This is a genomic window from Lysobacter enzymogenes, from assembly GCF_023617245.1.
Taxonomy (GTDB): Bacteria; Pseudomonadota; Gammaproteobacteria; order Xanthomonadales; family Xanthomonadaceae; genus Lysobacter; species Lysobacter yananisis.
On sequence record NZ_CP067396.1, the window covers coordinates 3,895,390 to 3,922,159 of the forward strand.

Sequence of the window (26,770 nt, forward strand, 5' to 3'; positions counted from 1 at the left end):
CCTGATGCCGATTCGCAACTACAACGGGAGCGGCGACTGGAGCGTAGAAGCGGTCCAGTCGCGATATCTGAAGCATTGCGCCCGGTTGAAGATCCAGGCGTCTCGCGCACTCGAGCCCTTGACTGACCGCACGGCGGATACGATCCGGATCTATCCGATCATGGAACCCGTCATCGAAGGGATCGCAGCCGGGGACCCGGCCTGTATGGTCTTGGGCGTCGAGTTCATCGAACAGGACGCTCGCTTCCCGTTCGGCCGGATACTGAAGAGCCGCGCTGCGCGAGCCTTGAGAGGCTGCGAGTTGCCGGACGCGCTCAAGACTCGAATCAGATACCGCGTCGCGGACATGCTGGCCGCGGGCAACACTCCGCGCGAATTCAAGGAATATGCGCGCCTGCTGCGCAAAATCGGCTTCGACGGCCTGTGGCCGAGAATGTCCGCCTCCGCCCCCGCCGGCAACGAGTACGCCATGCGCTACTTCAACTATTTCCGTGCGATACACGAGCGCTCGCCCGCGGTGATTCCGCGCAAGCGCTAGGCGCTCTCACATCGCACCCATTCGCGCCGCACCCACGTCAGAACAACGGTCCAAGCGCGGCATCGCGCTCCTGCGTTGAATATCGCAACCCGGTCGCCGACACTTGCGCGTATCGGCCTACCGGCCCAGCCGCAACGCCTCAGAACCACCCGGCCCAGGCCCCACCGATTCGCAGGTCAGCACGCATGCCCGCTTGGCTCTCGCAAACCCGCAACCTCCCCTCGCTGGAAGCAGAGGTGTGCTTCCAGATCCAGGACCGTTTCTACTACGGCCCCGACCGGGTGTCCGATCCGTCCGATTACGAGCGGCTGGCGGAAAAGCTCGCGCCGCCGGCGATCGCATTGGTCTCGCCGTCGATGGTCCGAAGCGCCGAAGCGCTGGGACACGAAGCGGAACTGGCGGCGTACTACCGGCAGATCGTGCGCCTCGCCCGCCATCACCAGCGGCCGTTCAATTCCATCCGCCACTATTTCTGGCTGCGGCTGTGGCTGTGGAACTCGCAACAGCAGGCGCACATCGCCTTCCCCTGGTACGACAGCTACGCCGAGATCGACCGCGTGTTGAAAGCCTTGGTGGAGATCGAATCCGGCCCCGTCCACGACGATGCGGACCAAGGCTGGGAAGTGCAGATCCACGCCCAGGGCGATGCGGTGTACCTGTTGCAACGCGACCCCGACGAAGACGAAGCCCTCGCCGCGCTGTGCGTGCCGCGGGCGGAACTGGCGCGCCAGGTCGCGCAACTGCGCGAACGCACCCAGGGCCTCATCGCGCGGCTGTCCGGCGAACTGGGCGCCGATGTCTGGACGTCCTACGTCCGCACCGAACCGACCTTCGCGCCCTGACGCCGGGTCCGGGTCCGGGTCCGAGTCCGGCTCGGGCGCGCGCCGCGCGACCGCCGATCATCGCGCCCGATCCTGCGACGCACACGCCGTCGCGCGGGTTTCCGCATCGCTAACCGACACCGCGTTTTCGCCAACCTTTTCAGCGTCCGTGCGCGCGCGATCACGCCACATCTGAGCAGTCGCGAGGGTCGTTTGCCGCGCGCGCGGCGGCGCGCTGGAATCCGCCGGTGCCGCGCGGCGAGCGCGCCCGGGCCGGCACCGCGACGCGAGACTTCCTCGCCGCCGCGCCCCTCCCATGGAAAGGACGAAAATGAACATCTCGAACGCGATCGCGAACAAGAGCCGCTGGCTGGCGCTGGTGCTGGTCCCGTTGGCGCTGGCGCTGCCGGCGCAACAGGCGCAGGCGCAGTCGTTCACCACCCTGCGCTCGTGGCAGGCCGGCTCGTTCGGCACCGGCTGGAGCACCGTCGCCGAAACGCCCGTCGGCCTGTTCTTCTACAACGCCCAGAACGGCGCCGCCGCGGTCGGCCGGATCGACCCCAGCGGCAACTACATCAACATCCGCGACTATCCCGCCGGCACCTTCGCCACCGGCTGGAGCAGCATCGTCTCCACCCCCAACGGCCTGCTGTTCTACAACGCGCAGACCGGCGCCGGCGCGATCGGCACCCTCAACAGCGCCGGCATCTTCACCCATTTGGTCACCTATGCGCCCGGCGCCTTCACCCTGGGCTGGAACCGCGCGACCTACACGCCCAACGGCATCTTGTTCTACAACGCGAACAACGGGGCCGCCTCGACCGGACGGGTGAACTGACGCCGTCGGCGCGATCGCGACCCGCGCAACGGCCCCGACGGGCCGTTGCGCTCGCGCGGCGCGGCGCGCTCAGCGGCTCAGCGGAATCTCCAGATAGCTCCCGCCATACCAGCGCACCCGCATCGGCTCGCCGGCGTCGGCGATGCTTTCCGCCGCCACCGCCTTGCCGCTGCCGTAGTTGATCTCTTGCTGCGGATTGCGCAGCACGCTGACCACCGCGACCAGACGGCTGCCGGCCTGCATGCGCTTGCTGGTGGCGCGGCCGGCTTCGAAGTTCAGCACGGTGCGACGGTCCGGCTCCAGCAGTTTGCGGCGGCTGACGTCGTCCACGTAGCTGGCGCGCGACTGGTAACGCGACAGCTCGAAGTAGCGCCGGTCGGGCATCAGCTCGTACAGCGAGATGTTGAAGTCGAAATCGCGCTTGTTCGTGCTCGCCTCCAGCCGGCCCGAGAACAGGCCGCTGAATTCCTCGGCCTGCGCGAACGGCTCGCTGACGAACACCACGCTCTCGGCGGTATCCAGGTCCGCATCGACGATGCCGCCGCCGGGCACGATGCGTTCGGCGTCGCGACGGTCGCGCAGGTCGATGACCTGCTCGGCGAACGCATCGGATGCTGGGGCCTGCGCCAGGAACGCATAACGGCTGTCGCTGCCGGCCGTCGCGCCGAGATAGAACTTCTGCCGCCGCTGCGCCATCGCCGCCAGCGACGGCGCGTGCTTCCACTCGTTGGCGCCCATCACCTGATAATTGATCCGGTCGGCCAGCAGCGCCGGCTTGGGCGCGCCCTTGAACACGTAATCGAACCACTGGTAACGCAGCACGCCGATGTCGAGCTGTGCCTGCGGATCGAGCGTGTAGCCGCGCAGGCTGTCGCCGGTGGCGACCGTACCGCGCTGGCCGCTGACGTGGTTGTACGGCCCGATCACCAGGTAGTGCTCGGCCTGCGGGCGATAGCGGTAATGCTCGCGCAGGTAATACAGCGCGCCGATCTGCGCGCCGTCGTAATAGCCGGTGGTGGTCAGCACCGGCAGATCCAGCGCGGCGAATTCGTCGCGATAGGGGATCATCGCCTGCCAGTACGCGTCGTAGTCCGGATGCGACAGCCAGCGCAGGTAGATCGGATTCGGCGTGCCGTCGATCTGCGGCAGCTCGCGATACGGCCGCCCGCTGACGTACCACTGCTGGTACATGCGCTGCCAGCGCGGGTAATCCTCCATCGCGGCGGTGTCCAGCTGGCGGTTGTTGGCGACATAGAACGGCCAGTAATACTGGAAGCCGTAGAAGATGCCGCCCTCCATCGGCACGTCCAGTCCGGGCGCGCCGGTCACCGACGGCATCAGCGCCTTGAGCGCCTTTGGCCGGCGCTTGGCCGTCGCCCACTGGGTGAAGCCCTCGTAGCTGCCGCCGTACATGCCCACGCGCCCGTCGCTCCACGGCTGCGCCGCGATCCAGTCGATCAGCGCCGCGGCATCGTCGCCGTCGTGCTCGTACGGAACCGCCTTATCGGTGCTGCAGCCCTTGCCGCGGCTGGTGCCGGTGACGCCGACATAGCCGTTGGACGCCGACCGCCGCGCCTCGTTGAGCGTGGTGCTGGGATCGGCGTAGATGGTGAAGTTCAACAGCGTCGGCAAGCGCGCGGCGGCGTTGAGCGGACGCACCACCGTCGCGCAGACCGTGGCGCCGTCGGGCGTGGTCACCGCCACCTCGCGCTCGATCGCATAGCGCCGCGCGTCGTCCGCGGCCGTCAGCGCCGGCAACAGCGGCGTCATCGCCGCATAGCTGCGCTCGATCTGGTAACTGCGAACCAACGCCAGCGCCGCGGCACGGTCCAGCGCCGGCTGCTTGCGCAGCGGCGCCAACGCATCGACCAGCGCGCGCCGCTGGCGCGGAATATCCGACGCTTCGAAATTCAACACCCGCATCGCCACGCCAGCGCTGCGGTCGTCCATCGGCGTCACCGTCTCAGCGAACGCGCGGGTCAGCGCCGCGCCGAAGTCCAGCCCCTCGCCCGCCTGCAACGCCTTGGCGCGCGCATACAGCCGGTATTGAGCGAAGTTCGGCCGCACCGGCACCGGCCCCTGGGTGGCGGTGGCCGACAATTCCTCCAGGCTGCGCTCGGCCGCGGCGTAGTCGCCGGCCACCAATTGCAGGCGGAAACGCTGGTTGAGATCGCGGCTGCGGTCGTCGTCGCGATAGTCGGCGAGCAACTGCCGCGCCAGCGCCGGCATCGCGGCGTCCAGGCGCGCCGGATCGTCGGCCACGGCTGCGCTCAGGGCATAAGGCACCGACGGAGCGGAAGGCGCCGCCGCAACGGCGGTTGCGCAAAGCAACGCGCCGGCGACCCACGCCGGCATCAAGATGGATCGCAGCATTCGCCCTCCCAGGCGTGGCGGAACTCCCCAATGAGATGCCGCCGTCGCTGGAATCGTCGCATGCCTCCGGCCCGCGGCGCCATCGCATTCAACCGCCATGACTCGCCTGTCGCTTACCGCACGGGCATCGCTGGAACGCCAGCGGCAACGCCTTGATCCCTTCGTATATATCGGGATTCGCCGTGATCCAGTCATGGTCCGCAGGATGCTGGCGATCTTCCTCGCTTCGGCCGCCTACCGCTCGCGCAGCCAACGGTGCTTAGGCGAAGGGTCGGCCCCGCCCCCACACCAGAGCTGACCGCTCCGACGCCCGAGCTGCGTTGGTTGGACAGGATTTCGCCCCAACACCCCTCGCCTTCAAAGGAACGCGCCCATGAGCCTGCCGGATTGCCAGTACTCCCACATCACCTGGCTCAACACCCAAAGCGCCGCCTACCAGGCGCTGACCGAAGGCCTGAAGAGCCCGGCCGCGGCGCCCGGCGCCGTCGTCCACTTTCTCGAAACCCTGACCGCCGCCCACCAGGACTTCAAGCGCGGGCTGGGCCCCGGCGCCGACACGATGGCCCTGCTGAAGGCCTACCAGGACAAGACCGGCATCGTCTCCACCCGCGATTACACCCTGCCCGACATCCCCAACAATCCCAACGACCCGGGCAACAGCTTCGCCATCGACCTGATCGAAGGCATCGCCGGCGCGGCGGAGACCGAAATCGGCATCGGCATCAGCCTGTACACGCTGGTGCTGGACCTGATCGAACTGTTCGACATCAAGCTGCACCTGCAAGGCGTGCTGTTCAACACCGCCAACACCGACCTCGACCACGTGCAGTTCCGCTTCGGCCCGAACGGCCAGCCCAACGTACTGCCGCTGGCCACCACCATTCCCGCGGCCAAGACGATCATGAACCCGGTCGACAAGAAGAATTACCCGTGCGTGGGCTTCGCCCTGTTCGGCGGCGTCGGCTACGAATCGCTGGAAGGCTTCTATATCGCGATGCAGGCCTACCGCAAACACGGCGCCCCGATCCAGGCCTACTGCCAGTTCTACGCCAGCGACCGCGGCATCGCCCCCGGCATCGACGACCGCAACCACGCGCCGCTGCGCGACGTCTGCTACACGCCGGAGTTCGTCGGGGTGATGTCGGAGCAACGCTCGACGCCGAACGGGATCGTGGCGATCTTTTGCGGCTGAGCGCCGCGCGTCGGCGCAGTCCGCCTGCCTGAAAGCAGAAAGGCCCCGCTCGATGCGGGGCCTTTCTCCAGCGGACGGCGGATCAGGCGCGCGACGCCTCGCCCGGCGGCTCGGCCCGCTTCGCCGAGGTGCGGTTGAACCGCGCCGACAGCATCTGCCGCAGCGCCTCCAACCCCTCGCTCTTGCCGGCGATTTTGAGGAAGGCATAACCCTCAAGGCTGTTGGTCATCAGATCGCTGCCCAGCGCGGTTTCGGTATCGCGCACGCGCTCGTGCAGGCGGGTCAGGCGCAGCTCGCGCGGACGCAGCGTATCGAGCAAGACCAGATCGCGGCGCAGCGCCTCCACCTCGAAATTGCGCGGCAGGATGCCGGGATTCTCGTTCATCACGTTCACCGCCTGGCGGCAGAACGCCTCGGACTTGTCGCCCATCTTGGTCAGCTGGCGGCGCTGCTCCAGCGGCAGCGCCACCAGCCCAGCGAGGTGGGTTTCCAGCACCGCCAGCGCCTCGTCGATGGCGGCGAGCGATTCGGGGGACAGGGTCAGGTCGATCAGGTTCTGGCTCATGGCAATCCTTGGCAGTCGGGGGATACGCGCCGGCCGTAGCGGCCGGCCCGCGCAGCCTAGAGCCGCGCGCGCAAGCCGCGGCGGCTCGAACGCAAGCCATCGCGGCTCAACGGCAAGCCCTCGCGCCTTGCGCGTGGCCCGCGAACACCCAAGCGCAAGCCCGCGCGCACCAACCGCAACACCTGCGGCTTGCGCGCAACACCCCAAGCGTTGCGCCCGCAAGCCACAACGCCTTGCGCGCAAGCCTTGCCACAGCAAGCGCAAGCCGTCATGGCTTGCGCGCAAGCAGAACCGGTTGCGCGCAAGGCTTTGCACTTTGCGAACGCAAGGTGCGAAGTGTGGCGCACAAGAATCGGCAGGTTGCGCGCAAGGCGCACCGCCTTGCAGCCGGGATGCGCGGGCTTGCGAATGGGCGGGCGTGACTCGCGGGCGACCGGAAACGGTTCGCGGGCAAGCCGAAACGCCCCGCGCGCGACGCTTTTCGGCTTGCGCGCGAAGCGATTTAGGTTGCGAATGCAGCGATACGGGCCGGAGACCGAGCTCAGCGGTGGGACGGCGACACCCGCCCCCTTGCGACCGCCTTGCCCACCCTCGGGGCAAGGCGCGTTTACTTCAGTGCAAGCGCCGCGACGCACCTGGCCCGGCCCCGTCATCCCCGACGGGCGACCAGACACAAGCGTCCATCACCGGATCCAGCCGCCGGGCCAGCGCCTGGAACACCTCACGCAGCAGCCGGTGGTCCTGCCCGGCGGGATAACCGATCTCGATCAACACCTCGGGTTGCAAGGTCCGCACGATGCCGTGCAGTTCCTGCTGGAACGCGGAAAGAGCTTTGAACGCGTCGACGGGCATCACCACGCCTTCTTGCGGAGGTGTGCTTTCGGGCTTGCGGGGCATATGCGGTACTCCTGTCCTTGGGTAGGAACCCGCACGGCGCGTTGCGCGACCGGCGGGGTGTCGGGAGGTTCGAAACCGCAAACAGACGGCGGGCTTATTCCCCTTTCGGGTGTTGTATTAGCCGCCCTCCCGACGCAGGACGCAGCGCCGGCCATACCCAGACTGCGGGCATGAAAAACCCACCGATTGTCGGAGGTGGGTTCCGCTGTTTGAGGAGTTTCGACGCTCCTTGGCTACAACTGTGTGGGGCCTGACTATACATGTCAATGAGACAAGTCCGATTTCGTCGGTCTAACACGTATCTCTGCAAAGAACATCCCATCGTGACAGGCGGCACTAGCTTTCGTTCCAATGGGTGAAAGTTCTCGGCACATATACCGAATTAATCGCACGCAAAGGTAATTTATATTTGATATACGGACACACACTTAAGCGCCTCTGGCACATTGAATGACAGACGAAGCACAGGAGAAGAAGATGGGAGAGTTTACAAAGCGCGTACGCAACGGTGATATAGCCGGACCATTGAGGCGGGCATTCACAACGGACAGCTGGACCCACGCGTTCAATAATCTACCTACGCCGGATGCTATTGACTACAACACGCATGCCGCCGGGCTAGCCATCCATAAAAAACTTCATGCGATTCGCTCGACACTAAAGCTATCCTCATCTAACGAAATATCCGCCACAACCAAGCTACGAGCATTCGTGGCGATCTCGAATCATGACTTCTTCGTCATGCGTGACAAAACCAAGCTTGCGATTGAAAAATTCCAAACCAACCGGGAGAAGGATTCGGGGGATATCTACGCCCTAGAAGAAATGGCAGGCGTAAAAATTAGTCTGCACGGGGGATTTGATTGGTCACCAAACGAAATAGTAGAAGGCCTCGTTGATGGCATCGAACTACCAATCCGAGTTGTCTTACAAGCGAAGCCTAGTCTCGCGGGAAACCCTCGGATGAACCAAGTTCAGTGGAGAGAAGTTAGCTACGAGCTTAATCTAGGCATCCTGTATCGCTTTACCGAAGACATTTGGGACGACTGCCTCTGGAATAGCTACCGAATGGTAGAGAAGGAGCAGGGGAAGATGTTTCTACCGCAGGATATCGATGCTCACCGTGCTTACCACATTGGGCTAGCTCGCCGCACGTCTCTATCAACTGCTTTTGCACTAATGGCGTCCCAGTATCAGCGAGAAGCACTTTCCAAAGGTGCGCAATTAAGGATTCGAGAAGTCTGTGGAATCGAACGGCGCGGCAAGCATCAAGTCATCAAGATTTCCAGATTGGGCACCTCAACAGAAATAATCGAGGAAATTTTTATACTACGCGGATATGCCACGGAACCCTATTACGGCGAGTTGCTGAAGGAACGCCAAGAGTCGCTTCAGGGGCTAACATTGTCCACATTAATTGACGCATGGACGGTTTTATCCCGCACTGCACAGCTACTGGCTCAATCTCTAAACGAAAAACATCCTCTCAACATCGGAAAGGACAAAGCGCACACTTGGCTGCCTGAATACGCGCCAACATTGCAGATAGGTGCTCTTGTCGAGGCAATGACCGTAGCGATCGGCATTAAAGAACATGAAGGCAGACGGATAGTCGATTTTTTCACCTTTCGGGGTGAACCCGGGCAAGAAATATGGGCGCAGCCGCTTGTTCCTGTTGGGACGGATACTGTAACGCCCGTCTTCTCGGCCATTGTGCATCCCAACCTAAGGCGTTTAGTTGATGTATGGATGCGGCAAGCCGGCGTAGATCTGAGCAAAAGAGGGGCCGCATTTGAGCGTCACATCAGGGAATTAGTTACCGAGACCATCGAGAAATCAAAATTATTGTCACCCGTAGCGAAATGCATCCAGGCGGACTACACGTTCAGACCACCTAATAGTCGCGACGAACAAATCGATTTAACATTTTCCATCGGCAACACCGTATTCATAGCAGAAGCCAAATGCATCCTCGAACCCTCTGACGCCAAGGGGATCTCCATGCACCGTAAAACAGTAATCGGCGCCGCCAAACAAATATTACGCAAGACAAAAGCAATTGAAGACAACCGCCTTGCTTTCATTACTGAAATGAGGAACCTAGACATAGAGCTAACCGAGAATTTCAAGATCGTTCCCTTGATCGTAGTGAGCACAGGTACGCATGTGGGAATTCCTGCCTTGGGAGTTCCCGTTGTTGACGAGTACATTTTAGGGCGATTCTTAGAAGGAGAACTTGAAGATATCGCGTACCAGACAAACGACCCTTCGTCCTCCAAACGATCTAAGACCATCTTTTACTCCAATGCACTTCAAGCCGAAGACCGCGCCAGCGCATACTTCGCATCTCCACCACAGATGAAGCGATTCCTTGATGGCGTACGTGGGCGTGTAGTTCCGATCTACCCCGCTGACAAAGGCGATTGGTCTGGCTATATGGCGACAATGAGTTGTGTTGCAGGAGGCGTACCTCTCTCCCTTCAAGATCAGACGGAGGCAACAATTAACGCCCCCACCGCGCGAAACACCGAGGCGATTTCGACGGTTGTTAAACAAAGTATTGACACAACCACCCAACAGGCAAGAAGCGAGATAATTAACGATAAAGATGTAACGCAACCACCTTACAAAGATGAAGCGTCAATCTAGACCGAAAAAAATACAACCACTGAGCGCACCAGCCGGCAAGGGCTCCAACTATAGCTAGATCAATTACGGCCTACTGGCGCAGATCATCGCGCAGTGGACAATCATGCTCTACGAACGATATCTGGCGCAGCACCAATCCGTCGCGACTGGCACGCCGTTGACCGCCTTGGACGGTAACTACGATTGATCAAACGAATCTCTTACCGCAACTGGCTCACGCCTCGTCCTCAGGCGTATTGGCGTTGATCCGGATCTCCTGTATGCACTCTCCGCCTGCGGGCGCCAACTGGGCCGAAACCACGAAAACGATCCCGTCGGCGGTCGGCGCAGAACGATACAAGGTGCGTTCGCCGCCGTCGCGCTGACGCACGCCCTCGTTCGCGCTGTAGCCGTGGTCGCTGAGGTGGTTGCGCAATCGTTCGAGGGGGAACAGGCACCCCGCTTGGCCGGCGCGGGGCTCCTGGGACAACCCGGCCGTCCATTTTCCTGGGCGCTCCCGGTAAAGCGTGTTGACCCAAAGCGCGTAAGCGCCCTGCTCTCCCAAGGCTCCCCGGGCCGCTTGCTCGCTGCCGGCCAGGTGCAGGCTCAGGCCAATGGTTCTGGCGACCTGGGCCGGTTCCAAGTCGCTCGGCGACTTGAGGCCATCGACAAGCTGAAAAATGCGCGCGATCCATTCGTTGGGCTGCAAGGACGGCCCCTCAGGTGCGGCAGCCGCCGGCTGCGTAGGCGCAGACGCGCCCGTGGCGGACGATTGCGCGGCGATACGGTCGAACTGCGCTGCGACCTTTTCGGCCGCAGCGTCGCCTCCGGTGGGAACTTGGCTCGTCGCGGTCATGGAGGCGTCCTTGGGCTGGTCCGATGAGGCTTGGGCAGGTGGTTGCGCACAGGCGGTCAGGGCGAGCCAAGTCAACCCAAGGCTTGCGTGGCGGGTCCAGCGCTGAAACGGCCTAGAGAAGATAGTTTCCATTCGATCTTTTTGATCAATGCAACAGCGGGGATGGGCGACGGCGCTATTCCACAGTGCGCAACTCCAGTTCCAGCATCAAGGATACCCGTGCAGGAAACCGGGGGATTATTTGAACCATCGGCTCAAATCGCAGTGCTCTCGGCAGATGTGTGTCCATTGGCATGCGGCGCAGGGCTTTCGATCAGGGAAACGCTGACTATGGACTATCCACGACAATCGGAGCCGACGGCTGAGCGCACGTTGCGAGCAGTAGTTTCCTGAGCGGTCGGGTGGCGGTCGATTCGGCAGATCGTGACGGCGCGAACGGTTAAGTCCGCGGTCGCGGCTCGCGCCGCTCCTACAGGGGGCGGCCGATAGTGGCGCGGCGGGTGCATGGGCGCGACCCAACGCCACGCCGCGTCAGGCCTCAATACGGAAAATCGCGGTAGCATTTCCCCCAAGAACGGGGACCGCGCGCATGGCCAGGGATCGTCCGCTGGTGGGCCGCTCGCTCCATAACGGCGGCTGGCTTCATGACGGCGGCTAGCTCCATAACGGCGGTGCATGCAATGGATGCCTTGAAATCCCACCTGAGGCCGATCGCCTCGCGGGTCAGTCAGTATTTCCGCGATTTTCTCGATTCGGATTTCAAGCGCCAGCAGGCGCCGCGCCGGCGGATCGTGCTGACGTCGGACAGCGGGTTCCGTTCGGGGTTGCGCACCTCGCCCTACCCCAATCTGGATCGCGATCTGTGGGCGCTGCTGAGCCGGCCCAGCGGGGACGATCTGGCGCTGAACATCGCGCCGCGCAAGTACGTGCGGCCGATCAGCCCGGTGTTGCGCAAGGTGATCGAGGAGCAGGTCAACGCGATTCCGGCCTCCGCCATCGAGGTGGTGGGGCATGAGGTCGGCGCGTTGGCGGTCAGCACGTACGCCAGCGCGGTGCAGGACCCGGAGTTGTGGGTCGAGGGGGTGCAGCAGCATTTGGCCGACAAGGCGTCCGAGCACATCATCCGGCCGCTGATCGCGCATCTGGACGGGCCGCTGCGCACGCAGGCCTATTGGGTGGTGGATTCGCTGCACGCGGCCGAGCGCGATCTGGTCGAGCGGGTCTGTTCGGACCTGTCGCGGATACTGCCCGAGCAACTGGCCAGATTGCTGGCCACGCAGGAGCCGGCGCCGCTGCTGGAGGCGATCCCGCAGTTCCTGACGTTGGAGGGGACGCGCCAGGCCTTGATCGCGTTCTTCGAGGGTTTCGTCGCCGCCGATGCCTATCTGGAATTCCGCGATCTGGAAACCTATGTCGCCACCAGCGACAACCTGCAGTTGTACCTGTACCTCGGCGCGGTGAAGTTCAAGGGCACGCAGTACCCGCTGTTTTTCCTGCCGATCGAGGTGCAGCGCGATCCCAGCGGCGCCGGCTACAAGCTCAAGCTGGTCAATCACCTGTACGCGAACCGCAAGGCGATCGACTTCGTGTTGCAGGAATTGGCCGCCGGCCTCAACCGCGCCTGGGTGTCGCCGATTCCCGAGCGCATCACCTACCTCAAGCCGGAACAGTCGGTGTACGAGGAAGCGCGCCTGCTGTTCCGCCGCGTGGCCAATGCGATGGACCTCGGTGGCGAGATCGAACTGTCGTCCTCCGCGCAGGATGCGGCCACGGCCCAGGTGGGGCTGTCGAGCGCGCTGTACTTGGCGGCGTTCGAGCGCGCGGACGAGGCGCTCATCAACGATTACGAAGAGATCCTGGACGCGCTCAACAAGGGCGGCTCGAGCGTGGTCGATCTGTTCGAGGGCATCGTCGGCGGCGTGCTGCGCGAGAACCCGAAGTCCATCGCCGCCGAGGTCGAGGCGCAGTGGGACGCGCTGCCGATGGTCGAGCGCGTGGTCTACGACTCGCCGATCCCGCTGAACGAGGAACAGCGCAAGGTGCTGCTGGCGGTGCGCCACCCCGAGGGCAAGATCGTTGTCGTGGCCGGGCCGCCGGGCACCGGCAAGAGCCACACCATCACCGCCATCGCCGCCGATTGCGCGTTCAATCACCGCTCGTGCTTGGTGCTGTCGGACAAGACCGAGGCGCTGGACGTGGTCTACGACAAGCTGTCGGAAGCCATGTCGCGGGTGCGCCACGATCCGGACTTCCCGAATCCGCTGCTGCGCCTGGGCCAGCAGGCGGCGAACTTCAAGAAACTGACCTCGAACCAGACCATCAGCCAGATCGGCGCGTACGCCAAGGCGATGAAGGCCAATCAGGCGCGCCTGGAAGCCGAGCGGCAGGCCAAGGCCGCGGACCTGAAGCAGCAGATCGCGCAGACGGTGACCGCGCTGGGCGCGATCGAGCTGGCGGCGGTGCAGGCCATGCACGAGGACGAGGCCCAGCTGGCGCAGCTGCATCCGGCGCTGCTGGAGCAACTGCGCCGCTGCAAGGACGCGCGCCTGCAGGCCGAACTAGACGCGCTCGCGCCCGGACTGCCGGGTCTGGAAGCGTATCTGGTCGAGGTCTTCGACGAGCGCGACCACTCCGCGGCCACGCTCTGGGACCGTTTGAACCTGGAACTGGCGCTGGCCGACTTCGCCAAGGACGCCGGCTCGACGCCGTGGGCGTGTTTCGAACAGTTGGACGCCGACCAACTGCGGGTGCTCGGCAGCGTGCTGGTGACCTATCAACAGCTGCGCATGCCGGTGTTCGGCTATCTGTTCCGCGGCGGCGCCGTGCGCGAGCTGGAGCGCCAGATCAACCTGCTGCCGGTGTCGCAGCCGCTGCTGCTGAAGCCCTCGGTCGCGCGCTTGCAGGCGGTCGCCGCGGCCGGCAACGCGCTGCGGCTGAAGCTGGCCGCGCAGGGCCAGGAGCAGGCGTTCCCGGCGGCGTACCGCTGGCTGGCGACGGCGCGGCCGGTGGACCCGGCCGCGGCCGGCGCGGCGCAGGCTTTCGCCCTGCTCCGCCGCATCGACCCGGCCATTCTCGACACCTTACTGGAACGCCCGAAGGACGATGCGCGCCTGTGGCCGCTGGCGATCCGCTTCCTGGCCGGCTGGCTGCGCACGCGCGAAGCGTTCGCCGCGGCGCCGCAGATCGATTACGTGGGCACCAAGACCCAGCTGGAACGGCTGAACACCTCGGTCATGAACTCGCACGTGGACGGCCGGCTGATCAGCTTCATGGACAACTACCGCTCCGATGCGCGCGCGTTGGCGGGGGTGATCTCCAGCCGGCAGAAGTTCCCGGAAGAGAAGTTCGGCCAGGTGCGCGAGAGCTTTCCGGTCATCATCGCCAGCATCCGCGAGTTCGGCGAATTCATGCCGCTGGCGCCGGACCTGTTCGATGTGGTGGTGATCGACGAAGCCTCGCAGGTGTCGGTGGCGCAGGCGCTGCCGGCGCTGCTGCGCGCGCGCAAGGTGGTGGTGCTGGGCGACGACAAGCAGTTCTCCAACGTCAAGTCGTCCAACGCCAGCATCGAGCAGAACGAGAAGTACCGCGGCGAGCTGACCCACTACTTCCGCGCCAACGTCAGCGACGCGGCCGACGCCCTGCAGCGCCTGTCGATGTTCGACGTGAAGCGCTCGATCCTGGAGTTCTGCAATCACGCGGCGTCGTACTCGGTGATGCTGCGCAAGCACTTCCGCTCCTATCAGGAACTGATCGGCTATTCGTCGGGGACTTTCTACGGCCACCAGTTGCAGGCCATCAAGATCCGCGGCGTGCCGGTCGACGAAGTCATCCGTTTCGACCGGGTCGATACCGCCGACAAGAAGACCACGCGCGGCACCAACGAGGCCGAGGCGGATTTCATCCTGGAGCGGCTGCTGGAACTGATCGAGGAAGAAGACCCGCCGACGGTCGGCGTCATCACCCCGTTCCGCGAGCAACAGACCTATCTGTCCAAGCGGCTTTTCAGCCACGCCCGCGGCGCGGAGTTCGAACGCCTGCTCAAGCTCAAGGTCATGACCTTCGACAGCTGCCAGGGCGAGGAACGCAACATCATCTTCTATTCGATGGTGGCCACCGCCGAGCACGACGCGCTGAACTACGTGTTCCCGGTCGAGCTGACCGATGCGCAGCAGGCGGTCGAGGAAAAGCTCAAGGTGCAGCGCCTCAACGTCGGCTTCAGCCGCGCCCAGGAGATGGTGTGGTTCGTCCACTCCAAGCCGCTGGGCGAGTATCGCGGCGCTATCGGTCAGGCGCTGCACCATTACGCCAATGTGCTCGACCGGGCCGCGCGCCTGCCCGATGCGCAGGACGTCGATCCGTCCAGCCCGATGGAAGCCCGGGTGCTGGAGTGGCTGCACCAGACGCCGTTCTATCAACAGCATCTGGACGACATCGACGTGTTCGCCCAGTTCGAGGTCGGCGCCTACCTCAAGCAACTCGATCCCACCTACCAGCATCCGGCCTGGCGCGTGGACTTCCTGGTGACGTATCAGTCGCCCAAGGGGCCGATCCAGATCGTGATCGAGTACGACGGCTTCGAGCATCACTTCCAGAAAGGCAAGCACATCCACATCGGCAACCACGAGCGTTACCTGCACGAGGCCGACGTGGAGCGCCAGCTGACCCTGGAGAGCTACGGCTACCGTTTCCTGCGCATCAACCGCTTCAACCTCGGCGACGATGCCGTCGCGACATTGTCCGAGCGGCTGGATCGCTTGGTCGAGATCGCCTTGGGCGAGCACCGCTCCGAAGCGGTCAGCCAGGTGCAGTCGCAGGCGGCCGGATTGGCGAGCAAGGAGCTCAAGCCCTGCTCGCGCTGCGGCAAGATCAAGGAGCAGGCCGAGTTCTTCGATCCGGCGCTGAAGGACGGGGCTGGCGGCTATGGCCGCGTGTGTCTTGCCTGCAAGAGCGAGTCTGCGTCCGGGAGTTCGCGCGAGGCGGGCGCCAAGCGCCGGCGTCGCTGGCGCTGAGGCGCGCGGCGCGCCCGCGCGGGCCGACGGCCCGCGCATCGTCGAGTCCAGCCCGGGCGCGCGACGAACTTCAGCGATGTCGCGAGGCCGCCCTCGCCGGCCTCTTGCGTTTCTTCGTCTGTGGTGGGCATTTCCGCAGCAGCAAGCGTTGCCGCTATGCCGGCGATCGCTGGAACGACGAGGCGTCGCTGGCGGAATGCGGTTGCCGTAATCGATCGGGGCGATGCGGCGCGGTGCGTGTGGCCGCTCGGAGGCCGCTTTGGTACTCGGCGTCGCTGTATCGCGCTGCGCTGATCGGAAAGCGTCGGGCCTGAAGGCCCTCCCACGACAGCCGCCGCTATTGCGGCCCCGGGGCGAGCGCCGATGCGCGATCCACCGAGTCCAGCGAGCCCCGTAACGATTTCGCTTTTAGCGAACTGTGGCCGCCGATCCATTTTTGAGAATCGGCACAAAGCGCGTTGTGCCTCGCGACGTAGCAAGCTGGATGCGATTCACACCTGTGTTACGCTCAAAGTATGAATTCAAAGGAGTGATTCATGTCTGAAACGACCGCCTACGACACCCTCGTGGAAGTGTTCCGGGACGAACTCGCGATCGACCCCGCCCGTGTCCATCCGGGCGCCTCGTTGATCGGCGAATTGGGGTTCGACTCCATCGCTTTCGCCATCGGCCTGGTGTCGATCGAGGAAAAGCTGGGGGTGACGCTGCGCCAGGAAGAGCTCATCGTCTGCAAGACGGTCGGCGACGTGGCCCGGCTCATCGAACAGACCCGCGACCGCGTCGCGGCCGCCGGCGCCGCGCTGCCCGCCGCGTCCGCAGTCCCCGCGCAATAAAGCCCTCCGGTCGCACGGACGCAGATTCTCCGTCGCCGGCCGCGCGACACCGGAAGATCAAGGACCGATCGAACCATGAGCCGATTCACCCACGACGTATTCGTCGCCGCGCCCGCGTCCGGCAAAGGCCTGGTCACGGGCGAGCCGCATCGGCCTGTCCGACGCACCTGGCAGGAGATCCACGGGATCGCGCGCCGCATGGCCGGCACGCTCGCGGCGGCCGGCGTGAATCCCGGCGACGCGGTCGGCGTGCTGATGGGCGAGCCCGCCGGCATCGCGCCGACCATCCAGGCCATCTGGATGCGCGGGGCGTCGGTGACGATGCTGCATCAGCCCGGCCCGCGGGCGGACCTCGACGCCTGGGCCGAGGACACCTTCGCGGTGCTGGACATGATCGGCGCGAAGCTGGTCGTCGTCGGCGACGTGTTCGCACGCACGATGCCGCTGTTCGAAGCCAAGGCCGCACCCGTCGTATCCGCCGACGCGCTGGCCGAAGGCGCGGCGCTCGAACCGCTCGAGTGCGGCGAGGACGACATCGCCTTCCTGCAACTGACCTCGGGCTCGACCGGGCTGCCCAAGGCGGTGGCGATCTCGCATCGGAACCTGCACGAGAACGCGGCGGCGATGGTCAGCGCGTCCAAGCTCGATCCGCGTGACGATGTGCTGGTGAGCTGGCTGCCGCTGTTCCACGACATGGGCATGATCGGGTTCCTGGTCCTGCCCATGCAGGTCGGCGCGGAGGCGGTGTGCGCGGCGCCCGGCGAATTCCTGCGCTCGCCGCGGCTGTGGCCGTCGTTGATCTCGAAATATCGCGGGACCATGACTGCGGGGCCGAACTTCGCCTACGCCCTGCTCGCGCGCTACCTGCGCGCGGCGGCCGACGGCGCGTTCGACCTCTCGTCGCTGCGCTTCGCGCTCAGCGGCGCGGAACCCGTCGATCACGCGACCGTCGCCGCGGTGCTCGAAACCGGCGCCCGGTTCGGGCTCGATTCCACCGCCTTCGTCGCCGCGTACGGAATGGCGGAAGCCACGCTCGCGATCTCGTTCTCCGAGACCGGCGCGGGCGTGCAGTTCGACGCGGTCGACCAGGCGGCGATCGAACGCGAGTCGCATGCGGCGATCAGCGCGGATCAGGCCGCACGCCGTCTGGCCAAACTGGGCAAGCCGGTGCCTGGCATCGAAATCCGCGTCGGCGACGGCGACAGCGCCAAGGTCCGCACGGTCGGCGAACTCAAGATCCGCGGCGATGCCGTCTCGCGCTATTACCTCACGCCCAGCGGCAAGCGATCGCTGCTCGGCGACGACGGATGGTTCAGCACCGGCGACATGGGTTATGTCACCGAAACCGGCGAGGTCGTCGTCTGCGGCCGGTTGAAGGACATGATCATCGTGGCGGGCCGCAACATCTTCCCCGGCGATATCGAGCGCGCGGCCTGCCGCGTCGACGGCGTGCGCCAGGGCAACGCGATCGCGGTCGCGCTCGCCGCCGCGGGAATACGCGAAGAGTTCGCGGTCGTGGTCGAAGCCGGCGACAGCGCCGACACCGAATCCAGCGCGCGGATCAAGAGCGACGTCTCGGACGCGGTGTATGCGGCCTTCGGCGTCAGCCCGCGGCTGGTCTCGGTGGTCCCGCCGCGCACCTTGCCGAAAACGCCGTCGGGAAAACCGAAGCGCTCCGCCACCATCGCCATCGTCGAAACCGAACTGGCGATGCTTCACGGCGCGAACAGTCAACGACAACAGGAATCGGTCGGCTCGCCATGACCTTGCAGATGGAATCAGCGTTTTCCGATATCGCCGCATTCAAGGACCATCTCGACGCGATCCTGGCGCGGGAGTCGACCCGCCGGCTGGTCGAGGATGCCGAAGCGGCCGGCCTGTTCCCCCGAGGCATCATCGAATTGCTCGGCCGCGAGGGCATCTTCGCGGCGAAGTGGCAGGAGCGCCCGGTGCCCGCGCTGGAACACACGTTGGCGCTGTCCGAGCGGTTCGGCCGGCTCGGCGCCGGCGGCATCGCCTCGGCGGTGACCCTGCACGACTCGGCGATCGCGATGCTGCGCCGCTTCGGCCGTTCGCAAGCGCTGCGCGATGTCGCCGACCAGGCGATCGCGGGCCAGGCCGTGCTGTGCATCTCCGCGACCGAGGCCGGCGCGGGCTCGGACATGCTCGGGCTCAGCTCGACGGCCGTCCGCGAGGAAGGCGGCTATCGCCTGCGCGGCCACAAGAAGATGGCGTCGCCCTCGCCGGTGGCCGACCACATCGTGCTGGCGCTGCGCGGCATCGACGAGAGCCACGCGGGCCGCGACGATCTCGCGCTGTTCCTGGTGCCGACCTCGCAGCTTCGCGTCGGCAAGGCCTTCGACACCGTCGGCGCCCGCAGCATCAGCACCGCGCCGGTGTTCTTCGACACCTGGGTACCGGCCGAGATGATGATCGCCCGCCCCGGCACCGGCTTGGCCGTGCTCAGCTGGGCCTTGGCCCAGGAACGCTTCGCGATGGCGGCGCAGATTCTCGGCGCCTGCCATCTGGCGCTGGGCGTGACGGTGGCGCGGATGAAGCGGCGCAAGACCTTCGGCGTCGCGCTGTTCGACCATCAGGCCTTGCGCCTGCGGATCGCCGACCTGCAGGCGCGGGTCGACATGATGCGCTTGGCCTTGAACGGCCTGATCGCCAACGCCGCCGGCTTCAACGTACGCTCGTGCTCGGCCGCGAAAGTCACCGCGGTTCGGCTGGGCTGCGAGGTGATGTCCGAGTGCATGCACATCTTCGGCAGCGCCGGCGTGCTGGAGACGGAATCGCCGCTCGGCCGTTGGTGGCGCGACGTGAAGATGGCGCGGATCGGCGGCGGCACGGACGAGATGCTGTGGGAGATCGTCGCCGCGGGCCTGGAACCGGATTACGCGAGCTACGACCAGATGGTCAACGAATGGCAGCCTGAGCCGCTGGGCTGAGCCGCTGGGCCGAGCCGAAGCTCAGCGCTTGCTGCGTCGCGCGACCGCCGCGCCGACGCGTTGCGCATCGCGGCCGACGAAGCCGAGCAGCGCCGAGCCGCGGTTGCGCATCCGGTACAGGCCGACGAAATGCAATCCGGACGCGCCGATGCCCGCGTCGTGCGGCGGCTGTCCGTCCGCGCCGAGCAGTTCCGCGTCCAGCCACGGCCACTCGTTGCGGTAGCCGGTCGCCCATAGCACGGTCGATACGTCGAGCCGCTGGCCGTCGGCGGTGACCAGCTGCGTGCCCGCGGCGTCGACGGCGCGCGCCGCGTAGCGGACGCTACGCGCGGGTCCGCCGCTTTTCGTGTCGACGATCGGATCGGGCATCGCCAATCGCCGCGCCAGCGGCGTGTTCGTCGGCAGGCGCAGGATGCCGGATTTGGACAGCCACCAGAACGCGTCCTTGCCCAGGATCCGCTGCGGCAAGCGCGGCTGCCTGCGGCCCTTGCAGACCACGACCTCGTGGGTGGCCGACAGTTCGGCCGCGATCTGCAGGCCCGAGTTCGCCGAACCGACCACGGCGACCGGCCCGGCGGGAATCTGCCCGGGATTGCGGTAGGCGTGCGAATGCAGTTGCGCCACCGACGGCGCCAGCCGTTGCGAGAACCCGGGAACGGCCGGCGTCTGGAACGCGCCGACCGCGGCGACGACCTGGCGCGCGGCGATGCGGCCGACCGGCGTGGTCACGCTGAAGCCGTCGCCGGAGCGGCCGACCGAAGTCACCGGCGTGCCGAGATGGATCGGCAGCGCGAACGTCGCCGCGTAGGTTCGGAAGTAGTCCGGCACTTCGTCCTTGGCGGGGTATCGATCCGGATCGCCGGGAAACGGCAGCCCGGGCAGGCCGGAGAACTGCGCGGAGGTGAACAGCCGCAACGAGTCCCAGCGATTCGTCCAGGAAACGCCGAGTTCGCTGGCGGCGTCGAGGATGACGAAGTCGACGCCCGCTTGCTTGAGCGTATGTCCTACGGCGAGGCCGGCCTGGCCCGCGCCGATCACGACGACGTCGATGTCGCTGGGCAGGTCGCCGCTGCCGGCGGAGGGATTCGAACTTGGCATGGTCACTCCACGACGCCGGCGCGTACGAGCGCCGGCGCGGATAGCGTTGGCGCGGACAGCGGCGCGGATACGCGGGGGTGCGAGCGCCGAGCGCAGCGCAGGCGGCTCATCGAACGAGCTCCCGAAGCGCGGCCACCACCTCGGCGAGGTGCTGCTCACCGAACAGACTGTGGTGGGTGCCCGCGACGATGCGCGTGGCGACCGTGCCGCGGGTGCGCGCGGACCAGCCCCAATCGGCCGCCGCTTCATCTGGATGCCCCGCGTATTCGCTGACCCGCCCGTCGCGGGCGCGGATCAGCGCCACGTCCGCGGCCACGACGGGCGGCGAGTAGCTGCGGCACGCATTCACGATCTGCGCGAACACCGGATAGACATGATGCAGTTCGGCGGCGAGCAGGTCGGCGCCGGCCGTGTCTTCGCGGAACCAGTCCTGCAAGGTCGCCTCGTCGACAGGGCCCGGGGGCGGGTCGGTCGGCGCGGGCGCGTCGAACACGACCAGCTGCGCCACCCGCTCCCCGGCCGCTTCGAGTTGCGCGACCATCTCGAGCGCGATCACCGCGCCCGACGACCATCCCAGGATCGTGTACGGCCCGGACGCCGCGGCGCGCACTGCGGCCACATACCCCTGAGCCAAGGCCGCGATGGTGGCCGGCAACGGTTCGCTCGCCGCGAGCCCGAAGCTGGCGCGGTCGAGTTCGCGCGCCAGGTCGCGGTAGGCCGCGACCGATCCGCCGGCCGGATGCACCATGAACAACGCCGGCCCGGCCGCGGCGTGCAGCGGCACCAGCGCGTTGGACAGCCGCTGCCCCGAGGCCAGGCTGGCCAGGCGCGCGACCGTGCGCGACTCGATCAGCCCGCCGAGGGAAACGTTGACCTTGGCCCGCGAACGCAGCGCCGCGACCGCGCGCAACGCGGTGAACGACTGCCCGCCGAGGCTGAAGAAATCGTCGTCGACGCCGATGGTCTCCACGCCCAGCACTTCTTTCCATATCGCGACGATCGAGCGCTCCAGCTCGGTGCGCGGCGCGACGTAGGCCACGCCGACATCGGCCGCCGGTTCGGCGAGCGCGAGCAGCGCGGCGCGGTCGAGTTTTCCGTTGGCGGTGACCGGCAGGCTGGCGACGACGGCGATGTGCGCCGGAACCAGATAGCTCGGCAGCCGGTCCACCAGGCCGGCGCGAATGGATTCGCCGTCGCCGCAGGCTCCGTCGTGCAGAACGACGAACGCGCGCAGCTGCTTCTGCTTGGCCTCGCCGGCCACGAGTACGACCGCATCCTTGACCCGCGGATCGGCGGCCAGCACGTGCTCGACTTCGCCGGGCTCGACGCGATGCCCCTGGATCTTGCATTGCGCGTCGATGCGCCCGATCAGCTCGATGTTGCCGTCGGGCAGCAGGCGGCCGAGATCGCCGGTGCGATAGATCCGCTCGCCGGTGGCGCGGCGCGCCACGAACGCGGCCGCGGTCTTGTCGGGATCGCCCCAATAGCCCTGCGCCAGGCCGATCCCGCCGATATGCAGCTGCCCGGTGGTCCAGGCCGGCGTCTCATCGCCCTGCTCGTCCAGCACGTACCACGGCTGGTTCGCCATCGGCCGTCCATAAGGGATGCTGCGCCACTTCGGATCGACCGCCTCGATGGGATGCAAGATCGACCAGATGGATGCTTCCGTCGCGCCGCCGAGGCTGACCACCTTCGCGTTCGGCGCGATCGCCTTGATGTCGTCGGGCAGAGACAGCGCGATCCAGTCGCCGGACAGCATCACCAGGCGCAGCGCGGGCAGCTGCACGCCTTCGGCGCGCGCGACATCGACCAACAACTGCATCAGCGGCGGCGCCGAATTCCACACCGTGACGTGGCGTTCGAGCATCGCCGCCAGCCAGGCGTGCGGGCTGTGGTCGGCGGGATCGGGCAGGACCAGCGTCGCGCCCGCCATCGCCGCGCCGAAGAGGTCGTAGACCGACAGATCGAACGACAGCGACGACACTCCGAACAGCACGTCTTCCGCGACGATGCCGAACGCGTCGTTGACGTCGAGAATCGTGTTGACCGGCCCGCGGTGGTCGAGCGCGACGCCCTTGGGCTGTCCGGTCGATCCGGAGGTGTAGATGACGTAGGCCAGCGCGGACGGATCGAGGTCGGCGGGCAAGTCGACGCCCGCGCAGGCCACGGCCGCGGCCGCGGAAGCGGCGGCGGCGTCGCGAACCCCGATGACGGGCACGCCGTGACGCTCGCCATCGTCGGCACCGAGGATGGCTGCCGCACCGATGTCGGCGACCAGTTGATCGATGCGCCGCGGCGGCCACGCCGGATCGATCGGCACGTACGCGGCGCCCGCCAGCAGCGCTGCGTAGACCGCGGTCGTCTGCGCGACGCCCTTGGCGAGGACGATGGCGACGCGGTCGCCGGGACGAACGCCGCGCGCGCACAACCGCTTCGCCAACGATTCGGCGGCCGCGGCCAGTTGGCCGTAGCTCAGCGCGTCGTCGCCGCACACCACCGCCGTGCGCTCGGGCGCGACGGACGCCGCGACCTTCAGCCCGTCCGACAGGCACCCCGGATACAACGGCCGGGTGGGACAGGCTTTCGCGGCGGGCGTCGGGGCCACCAGCGTCGTCGTCGCGACCCACCCGTCCGGGTTAGCGGCCAGAGTGCGTATCAGCGCTTCGTGCGCATCGCAGAACGCATCGATGAAACCGGCGGGGAACGCGGCTTCCACCACGTCCCAGAGGATTTCGACGCGGCCGCCGCGCAGCGCGAAGAACTGGTGATCGAGCAGCACCTGCGGCGTCGCGAGCTTGCTGTAGCCGAATTCCTCTTGCTCGCCGCCCGCCAGGCCCGAAGAGACCACGAACGGACACGCGGCCCGGCCTTGCGAGCGGTGGCGGGCGTTCAAGGCTTCGAGCACATCGACGCCCGACCAATCGGTGCGTCCGAGATCGCCGATGATCGTCGCCTGCAGGCGGCGCGCGCGTTCCTGCAGCGACGCCGAGCCGCGCCAATCGAATTCGAGCGGATAGATCGCGCCGAGATTGCCCAGCACCGACTCGGCGCCCGGAATCCGCCGCAGCAGGCGGCGCGTGATCATCTGGTTGAGGATGAAATGGCGCGAGCCGCTGAACCGCGCGACGATCTCGCCGTACACCGCGAGCAACGCCGTCGTCGGGCTCATGCCGTGCGCGCCGGCGCCGGCGGTGAAGGCGTTCCAGGTCGCTGCGTCGACCACCAGACGGCGCCGGTTCAAGCCCGGGTTTCCGTGGATGCGCGCGATCGGCAGGTCGGGCGGCGCGGGCAGCGTCGCCACGCGTTCGGCCCAATAGGCGCGCGCGCGATCGGCGGCCTCGTGCCGCTGCGCCAAGGCTAGCGAAACCTCCGCGATTCCCACGCGATCGGCGGGCAGTTCGAGATTCGGGTTCGCGTAGTACTGCTCGATCTCCGACAGCAGGCGCAGCCCGGAAGATTGATCGAGAAACAGGTTGCTGAAGTTGACGTGCAGGCGCACGTCGCCGTCGCCGTATCGGGTCAGCTGGAAGTCGAGCCACGGCCAGCGATCCATCGGCAGCGGCTGGTTCGACATCCGGTGCCGGACTTGCATCAGCCCCTGCGTCGTCGCCAGTTCGGACAGCCCGCGCAGGTCCCAGACCGGTACGCGAGGCGGCGCGACTTCATCGACCTGGCGCAAGCGCAGTTCCGGCGTCACCGCGACGATGTTGCGCCGATGGCGTTCGATCACGCGCGCGATCGCGGACACGAAGCGATCGATATCGAGACCGGGGCGTTCCACCTCGAAGTAGAGGTGCGGATGCAACGCGTATTCCATGCCGTCGGAAGCGCTCACGACGAGCAGGCGTTGCATGTCCGTCAGCGGGAAGTCGGCATGTCCGGCACTGGTGTCCGGCACTGCGACGGTCGCGTCGTTCGAGGGCGCACTCACTAGCACGGGTTCTCCTTACCCTATACCCATTTCATCCATCGGCCGGACACTACAGTGGTGTTTCCAGGGCGTCAACCGAACTCTAAATTCGTTGAAAACCCTTACGACACGCCCGGAAAAGCAGGCTGCTGCTCAGAATGACGCTTAATTACATTTTTTCGTCTTGCGCCCTGCGACTGGCGCAGCCGGCTTTGTCAGAGACGGAAAAACCGGCCGCGACCGGTCGGCGATGAATCCATCGACGGCCTGTCGGCGAGAACGATCCGGGGACGCTATCCAGGCCCGATCCATCGCCCAAGCCGGTGCGGGCCCTGGCGCAGAATGCCGCAGCGCATCACCCGCCGGCCGGCGCGCCGTCGTCGAGAAAAAAGCCGGCGGCCGCGGCGAACACCCGTTGCGGATCTTCGAGCTGCGGGAAGTGACCGACGTCGTCCAGCACGACGACGTCCGCGCGCGCGACGAGTTGCCGGTAACGCTCGGCCATATGCAGCCCGCTGACGGGATCGACCGCGCCGCAGATCAAGCGCAGGGACGCGTCGGCCGTTTGCAGCGCGCCGACCCAGCGCGAACGTTGCTGTCGGCGCTCGGCCATGTAACCCAGCAGCGACGGCACCGCGTCGAGGCCGCCGTCGTGCCGCAGCAAGGCCCAGTACTCATCGACCGCGGCCTCGCTGAGCATCCGCGTCGGCGAGAACAAGGCCTTGAGACTGCGGCCGAAACCGCGGCGGCTCATCAGCCCGACCAAGGCGGGGCCGAGCGGCGACGCGAGCAATCGCTGGATCGCGCGCGCGCGATGGGTTTCCGGGAACAGCCCGCCGTTGAGCAGGCACAGGCGAAGGATGCGCAGCGCGGCGTCCTCGCCGTTGCGGGCGAGCAGTTCCTGCGCGACCGTATCGCCGTAATCGTGGGCCAACACGAAAGCGGCATCCCAGCCGTAATGCCGCGCGACCGCTTCGGCCAGGTCCGCCTGCTCGCGCACGCAGTAGTCGTGGCCGCGAGGTTTGTCGGAAAAGCCCAGACCCAGCAGATCGAAGGCCAGCACCTCGAAGCGCGAAGCCAGCAACGGCCAGATCGGCGCCCAATCCAGGCTGCTGGTCGGAAAGCCATGAATCAGCAACAGCCGCGGCCCCGCTCCGGCGCGGCGGCAATAGATGCGCCGGCCGCGCACGACGATGAATTCGCCGGCATCCCGCCACGCGCGCAGCGCGGGAAAGCCATCGATGGCGGTTCGCATAGCCGATGCCCCGATGCGATGATCCGGGCCGAGTATAGACCGCTCCACGTCCGAGGCCGGCCGCGGGGCGCACGCTTTCGTTTCAGTCCTGAGCATCCCCATGAGCGCCGCAGACCGCCCGCACGACGACGACACACCCTGGTACTTCGAACCGCTCGGCGGGCTGCGTTTCGCGCCCAGCGCCCACGTGGGCGGCGGCTGGAACCCGTGCGAGCAGCACATCGCGCCGGCGTTCGGCTTGCTGACGCATCTGATCGAGCGGCACCGCGACCAGCGCCGCGACGACGGCCTCGCTCTCGGCCGGCTGTGCTTCGACATTCACGGCGTGCTGCCGATGGCGCCTTTCGAGGTCGAACTGGAGGTGATCCGGCCCGGCCGGACCATCGAACGGGTGGAAGCGCGCATCGTGCACGGCGGACGCACCGCGGTCGTGCTGCACGCGTGGCTGTTGGCCCGCACCGACACCGCCGCCTTGGCCGGTACGCCGGAACCGCCGCTTCCTGCGCCCGAGCAACTGCCGCCGTGGGACTTCGGCAGCGTGTGGCCGGGCGGTTTCGTGCGCAGCGTGCGCGCGCGCCGGCGCGAGCAGGCGCCGGGACGCGGCGTGTTCTGGGTCGATACCGATATCGCCTTGCTGAAGGGCGAAACCGTCAGCCCGACGGCGCGCTTGCTGGGCTTGGTCGACATCGCCAACGGCGCGACGCCGCGGGTCGCGCCGGAGCGGGCGGTGTTTCCCAATCTCGATCTCACCGCGCATCTGTTGCGCGCGCCGGTCGGCGCGTGGATCGGGTTCGATACCTCGGTGAGCTTCGGGCCCGATGGGATCGGGCTGACCCATAGCTGGGTCCACGACGAGCGGGGCTTGGTCGGGACGGTCAGCCAGTGTCTGACGGTGCGGCCGGTGGCCGTGCAGCCGGGCCGCTCCCTGTAGGAGCGGCGCGAGCCGCGACTGCGAATGATCGCTTGCGGCGCAAGCTGGCAACCCCGCGGTCGCGGCTCGCGCCGC

Annotated in this window: 17 protein-coding genes; 10 read left to right on the forward strand and 7 right to left on the reverse strand. The window is 66.4% G+C overall.

Annotation, left to right across the window (positions count from 1 at the left end; all coding sequences use genetic code 11):
• Nucleotides 1–4: 4 nt before the first annotated feature.
• The 3 genes from JHW41_RS15900 (at nt 5) to JHW41_RS15910 (ending at nt 2,197) form a co-directional block, all read left to right on the forward strand.
• Nucleotides 5–538, forward strand: a complete 534-nt coding sequence (locus JHW41_RS15900) for a hypothetical protein (protein ID WP_250443344.1) — start codon at nt 5–7, stop codon at nt 536–538.
• A 185-nt stretch (nt 539–723) separates the two neighbouring features.
• Complete coding sequence (locus JHW41_RS15905) at nt 724–1,380, forward strand: hypothetical protein (protein ID WP_250443346.1); 657 nt, start codon at nt 724–726, stop codon at nt 1,378–1,380.
• 310 nt (nt 1,381–1,690) lie between these two features.
• Nucleotides 1,691–2,197, forward strand: coding sequence for a hypothetical protein (locus tag JHW41_RS15910; RefSeq protein ID WP_078997955.1), 507 nt, complete (start codon nt 1,691–1,693; stop codon nt 2,195–2,197).
• A 69-nt stretch (nt 2,198–2,266) separates the two neighbouring features.
• Here JHW41_RS15910 and JHW41_RS15915 read toward each other — a convergent pair whose 3' ends face one another.
• A complete protein-coding gene (locus tag JHW41_RS15915; protein WP_250443349.1) occupies nt 2,267–4,459 on the reverse strand; it encodes a CocE/NonD family hydrolase in 2,193 nt (730 codons plus the stop codon).
• 484 nt (nt 4,460–4,943) lie between these two features.
• Here JHW41_RS15915 and JHW41_RS15920 point away from each other — a divergent pair, with 484 nt between their 5' ends.
• The gene (locus JHW41_RS15920) at nt 4,944–5,762 is read left to right on the forward strand and encodes a hypothetical protein (RefSeq protein ID WP_250443352.1); all 819 of its coding nucleotides are present in this window, start codon (nt 4,944–4,946) and stop codon (nt 5,760–5,762) included.
• Nucleotides 5,763–5,844: 82 nt separating this feature from the next.
• Here JHW41_RS15920 and JHW41_RS15925 read toward each other — a convergent pair whose 3' ends face one another.
• Nucleotides 5,845–6,327, reverse strand: a complete 483-nt coding sequence (locus tag JHW41_RS15925) for a hypothetical protein (RefSeq protein WP_250443355.1) — start codon at nt 6,325–6,327, stop codon at nt 5,845–5,847.
• 612 nt (nt 6,328–6,939) lie between these two features.
• Entirely contained in the window at nt 6,940–7,224 is a 285-nt protein-coding gene (locus JHW41_RS15930; RefSeq protein ID WP_250443357.1) for a hypothetical protein, read from the reverse strand.
• Nucleotides 7,225–7,674: 450 nt separating this feature from the next.
• On the opposite strand from JHW41_RS15930, the gene JHW41_RS15935 reads away from it, so the two are divergent.
• Entirely contained in the window at nt 7,675–9,873 is a 2,199-nt protein-coding gene (locus JHW41_RS15935; protein ID WP_250443360.1) for a hypothetical protein, read from the forward strand.
• 214 nt (nt 9,874–10,087) lie between these two features.
• Here JHW41_RS15935 and JHW41_RS15940 read toward each other — a convergent pair whose 3' ends face one another.
• Nucleotides 10,088–10,708, reverse strand: a complete 621-nt coding sequence (locus JHW41_RS15940) for a hypothetical protein (protein ID WP_057947098.1) — start codon at nt 10,706–10,708, stop codon at nt 10,088–10,090.
• Between the two features lie 689 nt (nt 10,709–11,397).
• Here JHW41_RS15940 and JHW41_RS15945 point away from each other — a divergent pair.
• The 4 genes from JHW41_RS15945 (at nt 11,398) to JHW41_RS15960 (ending at nt 19,501) form a co-directional block, all read left to right on the forward strand.
• The gene (locus JHW41_RS15945; protein ID WP_250443363.1) at nt 11,398–15,717 is read left to right on the forward strand and encodes an AAA domain-containing protein; all 4,320 of its coding nucleotides are present in this window, start codon (nt 11,398–11,400) and stop codon (nt 15,715–15,717) included.
• Between the two features lie 536 nt (nt 15,718–16,253).
• Nucleotides 16,254–16,550, forward strand: a complete 297-nt coding sequence (locus JHW41_RS15950) for an acyl carrier protein (RefSeq protein ID WP_250443365.1) — start codon at nt 16,254–16,256, stop codon at nt 16,548–16,550.
• 75 nt (nt 16,551–16,625) lie between these two features.
• A complete protein-coding gene (locus JHW41_RS15955; protein WP_250443368.1) occupies nt 16,626–18,314 on the forward strand; it encodes a fatty acyl-AMP ligase in 1,689 nt (562 codons plus the stop codon).
• 8 nt (nt 18,315–18,322) lie between these two features.
• The gene (locus tag JHW41_RS15960; protein WP_250443371.1) at nt 18,323–19,501 is read left to right on the forward strand and encodes an acyl-CoA dehydrogenase family protein; all 1,179 of its coding nucleotides are present in this window, start codon (nt 18,323–18,325) and stop codon (nt 19,499–19,501) included.
• A gap of 21 nt (nt 19,502–19,522) precedes the next feature.
• On the opposite strand, the gene JHW41_RS15965 is transcribed toward JHW41_RS15960, so the two are convergent.
• The 3 genes from JHW41_RS15965 to JHW41_RS15975 form a co-directional block, all read right to left on the reverse strand.
• Complete coding sequence (locus tag JHW41_RS15965) at nt 19,523–20,599, reverse strand: flavin-containing monooxygenase (protein WP_250443374.1); 1,077 nt, start codon at nt 20,597–20,599, stop codon at nt 19,523–19,525.
• Between the two features lie 106 nt (nt 20,600–20,705).
• On the reverse strand, nt 20,706–24,452 hold the full coding sequence (locus tag JHW41_RS15970) for a non-ribosomal peptide synthetase (RefSeq protein ID WP_250443377.1): 3,747 nt from the start codon (nt 24,450–24,452) through the stop codon (nt 20,706–20,708).
• A 412-nt stretch (nt 24,453–24,864) separates the two neighbouring features.
• On the reverse strand, nt 24,865–25,899 hold the full coding sequence (locus tag JHW41_RS15975; protein WP_250443379.1) for an alpha/beta fold hydrolase: 1,035 nt from the start codon (nt 25,897–25,899) through the stop codon (nt 24,865–24,867).
• Between JHW41_RS15975 and JHW41_RS15980 the strand changes: the two genes are divergently transcribed.
• Nucleotides 25,865–26,695 carry a thioesterase family protein gene (locus JHW41_RS15980; RefSeq protein ID WP_250443381.1) on the forward strand — a complete coding sequence of 277 codons (831 nt, stop codon included), beginning with the start codon at nt 25,865–25,867 and terminating at the stop codon, nt 26,693–26,695. The two genes, JHW41_RS15975 and JHW41_RS15980, sit on opposite strands and share 35 nt — an antisense overlap.
• Nucleotides 26,696–26,770: the final 75 nt, after the last annotated feature.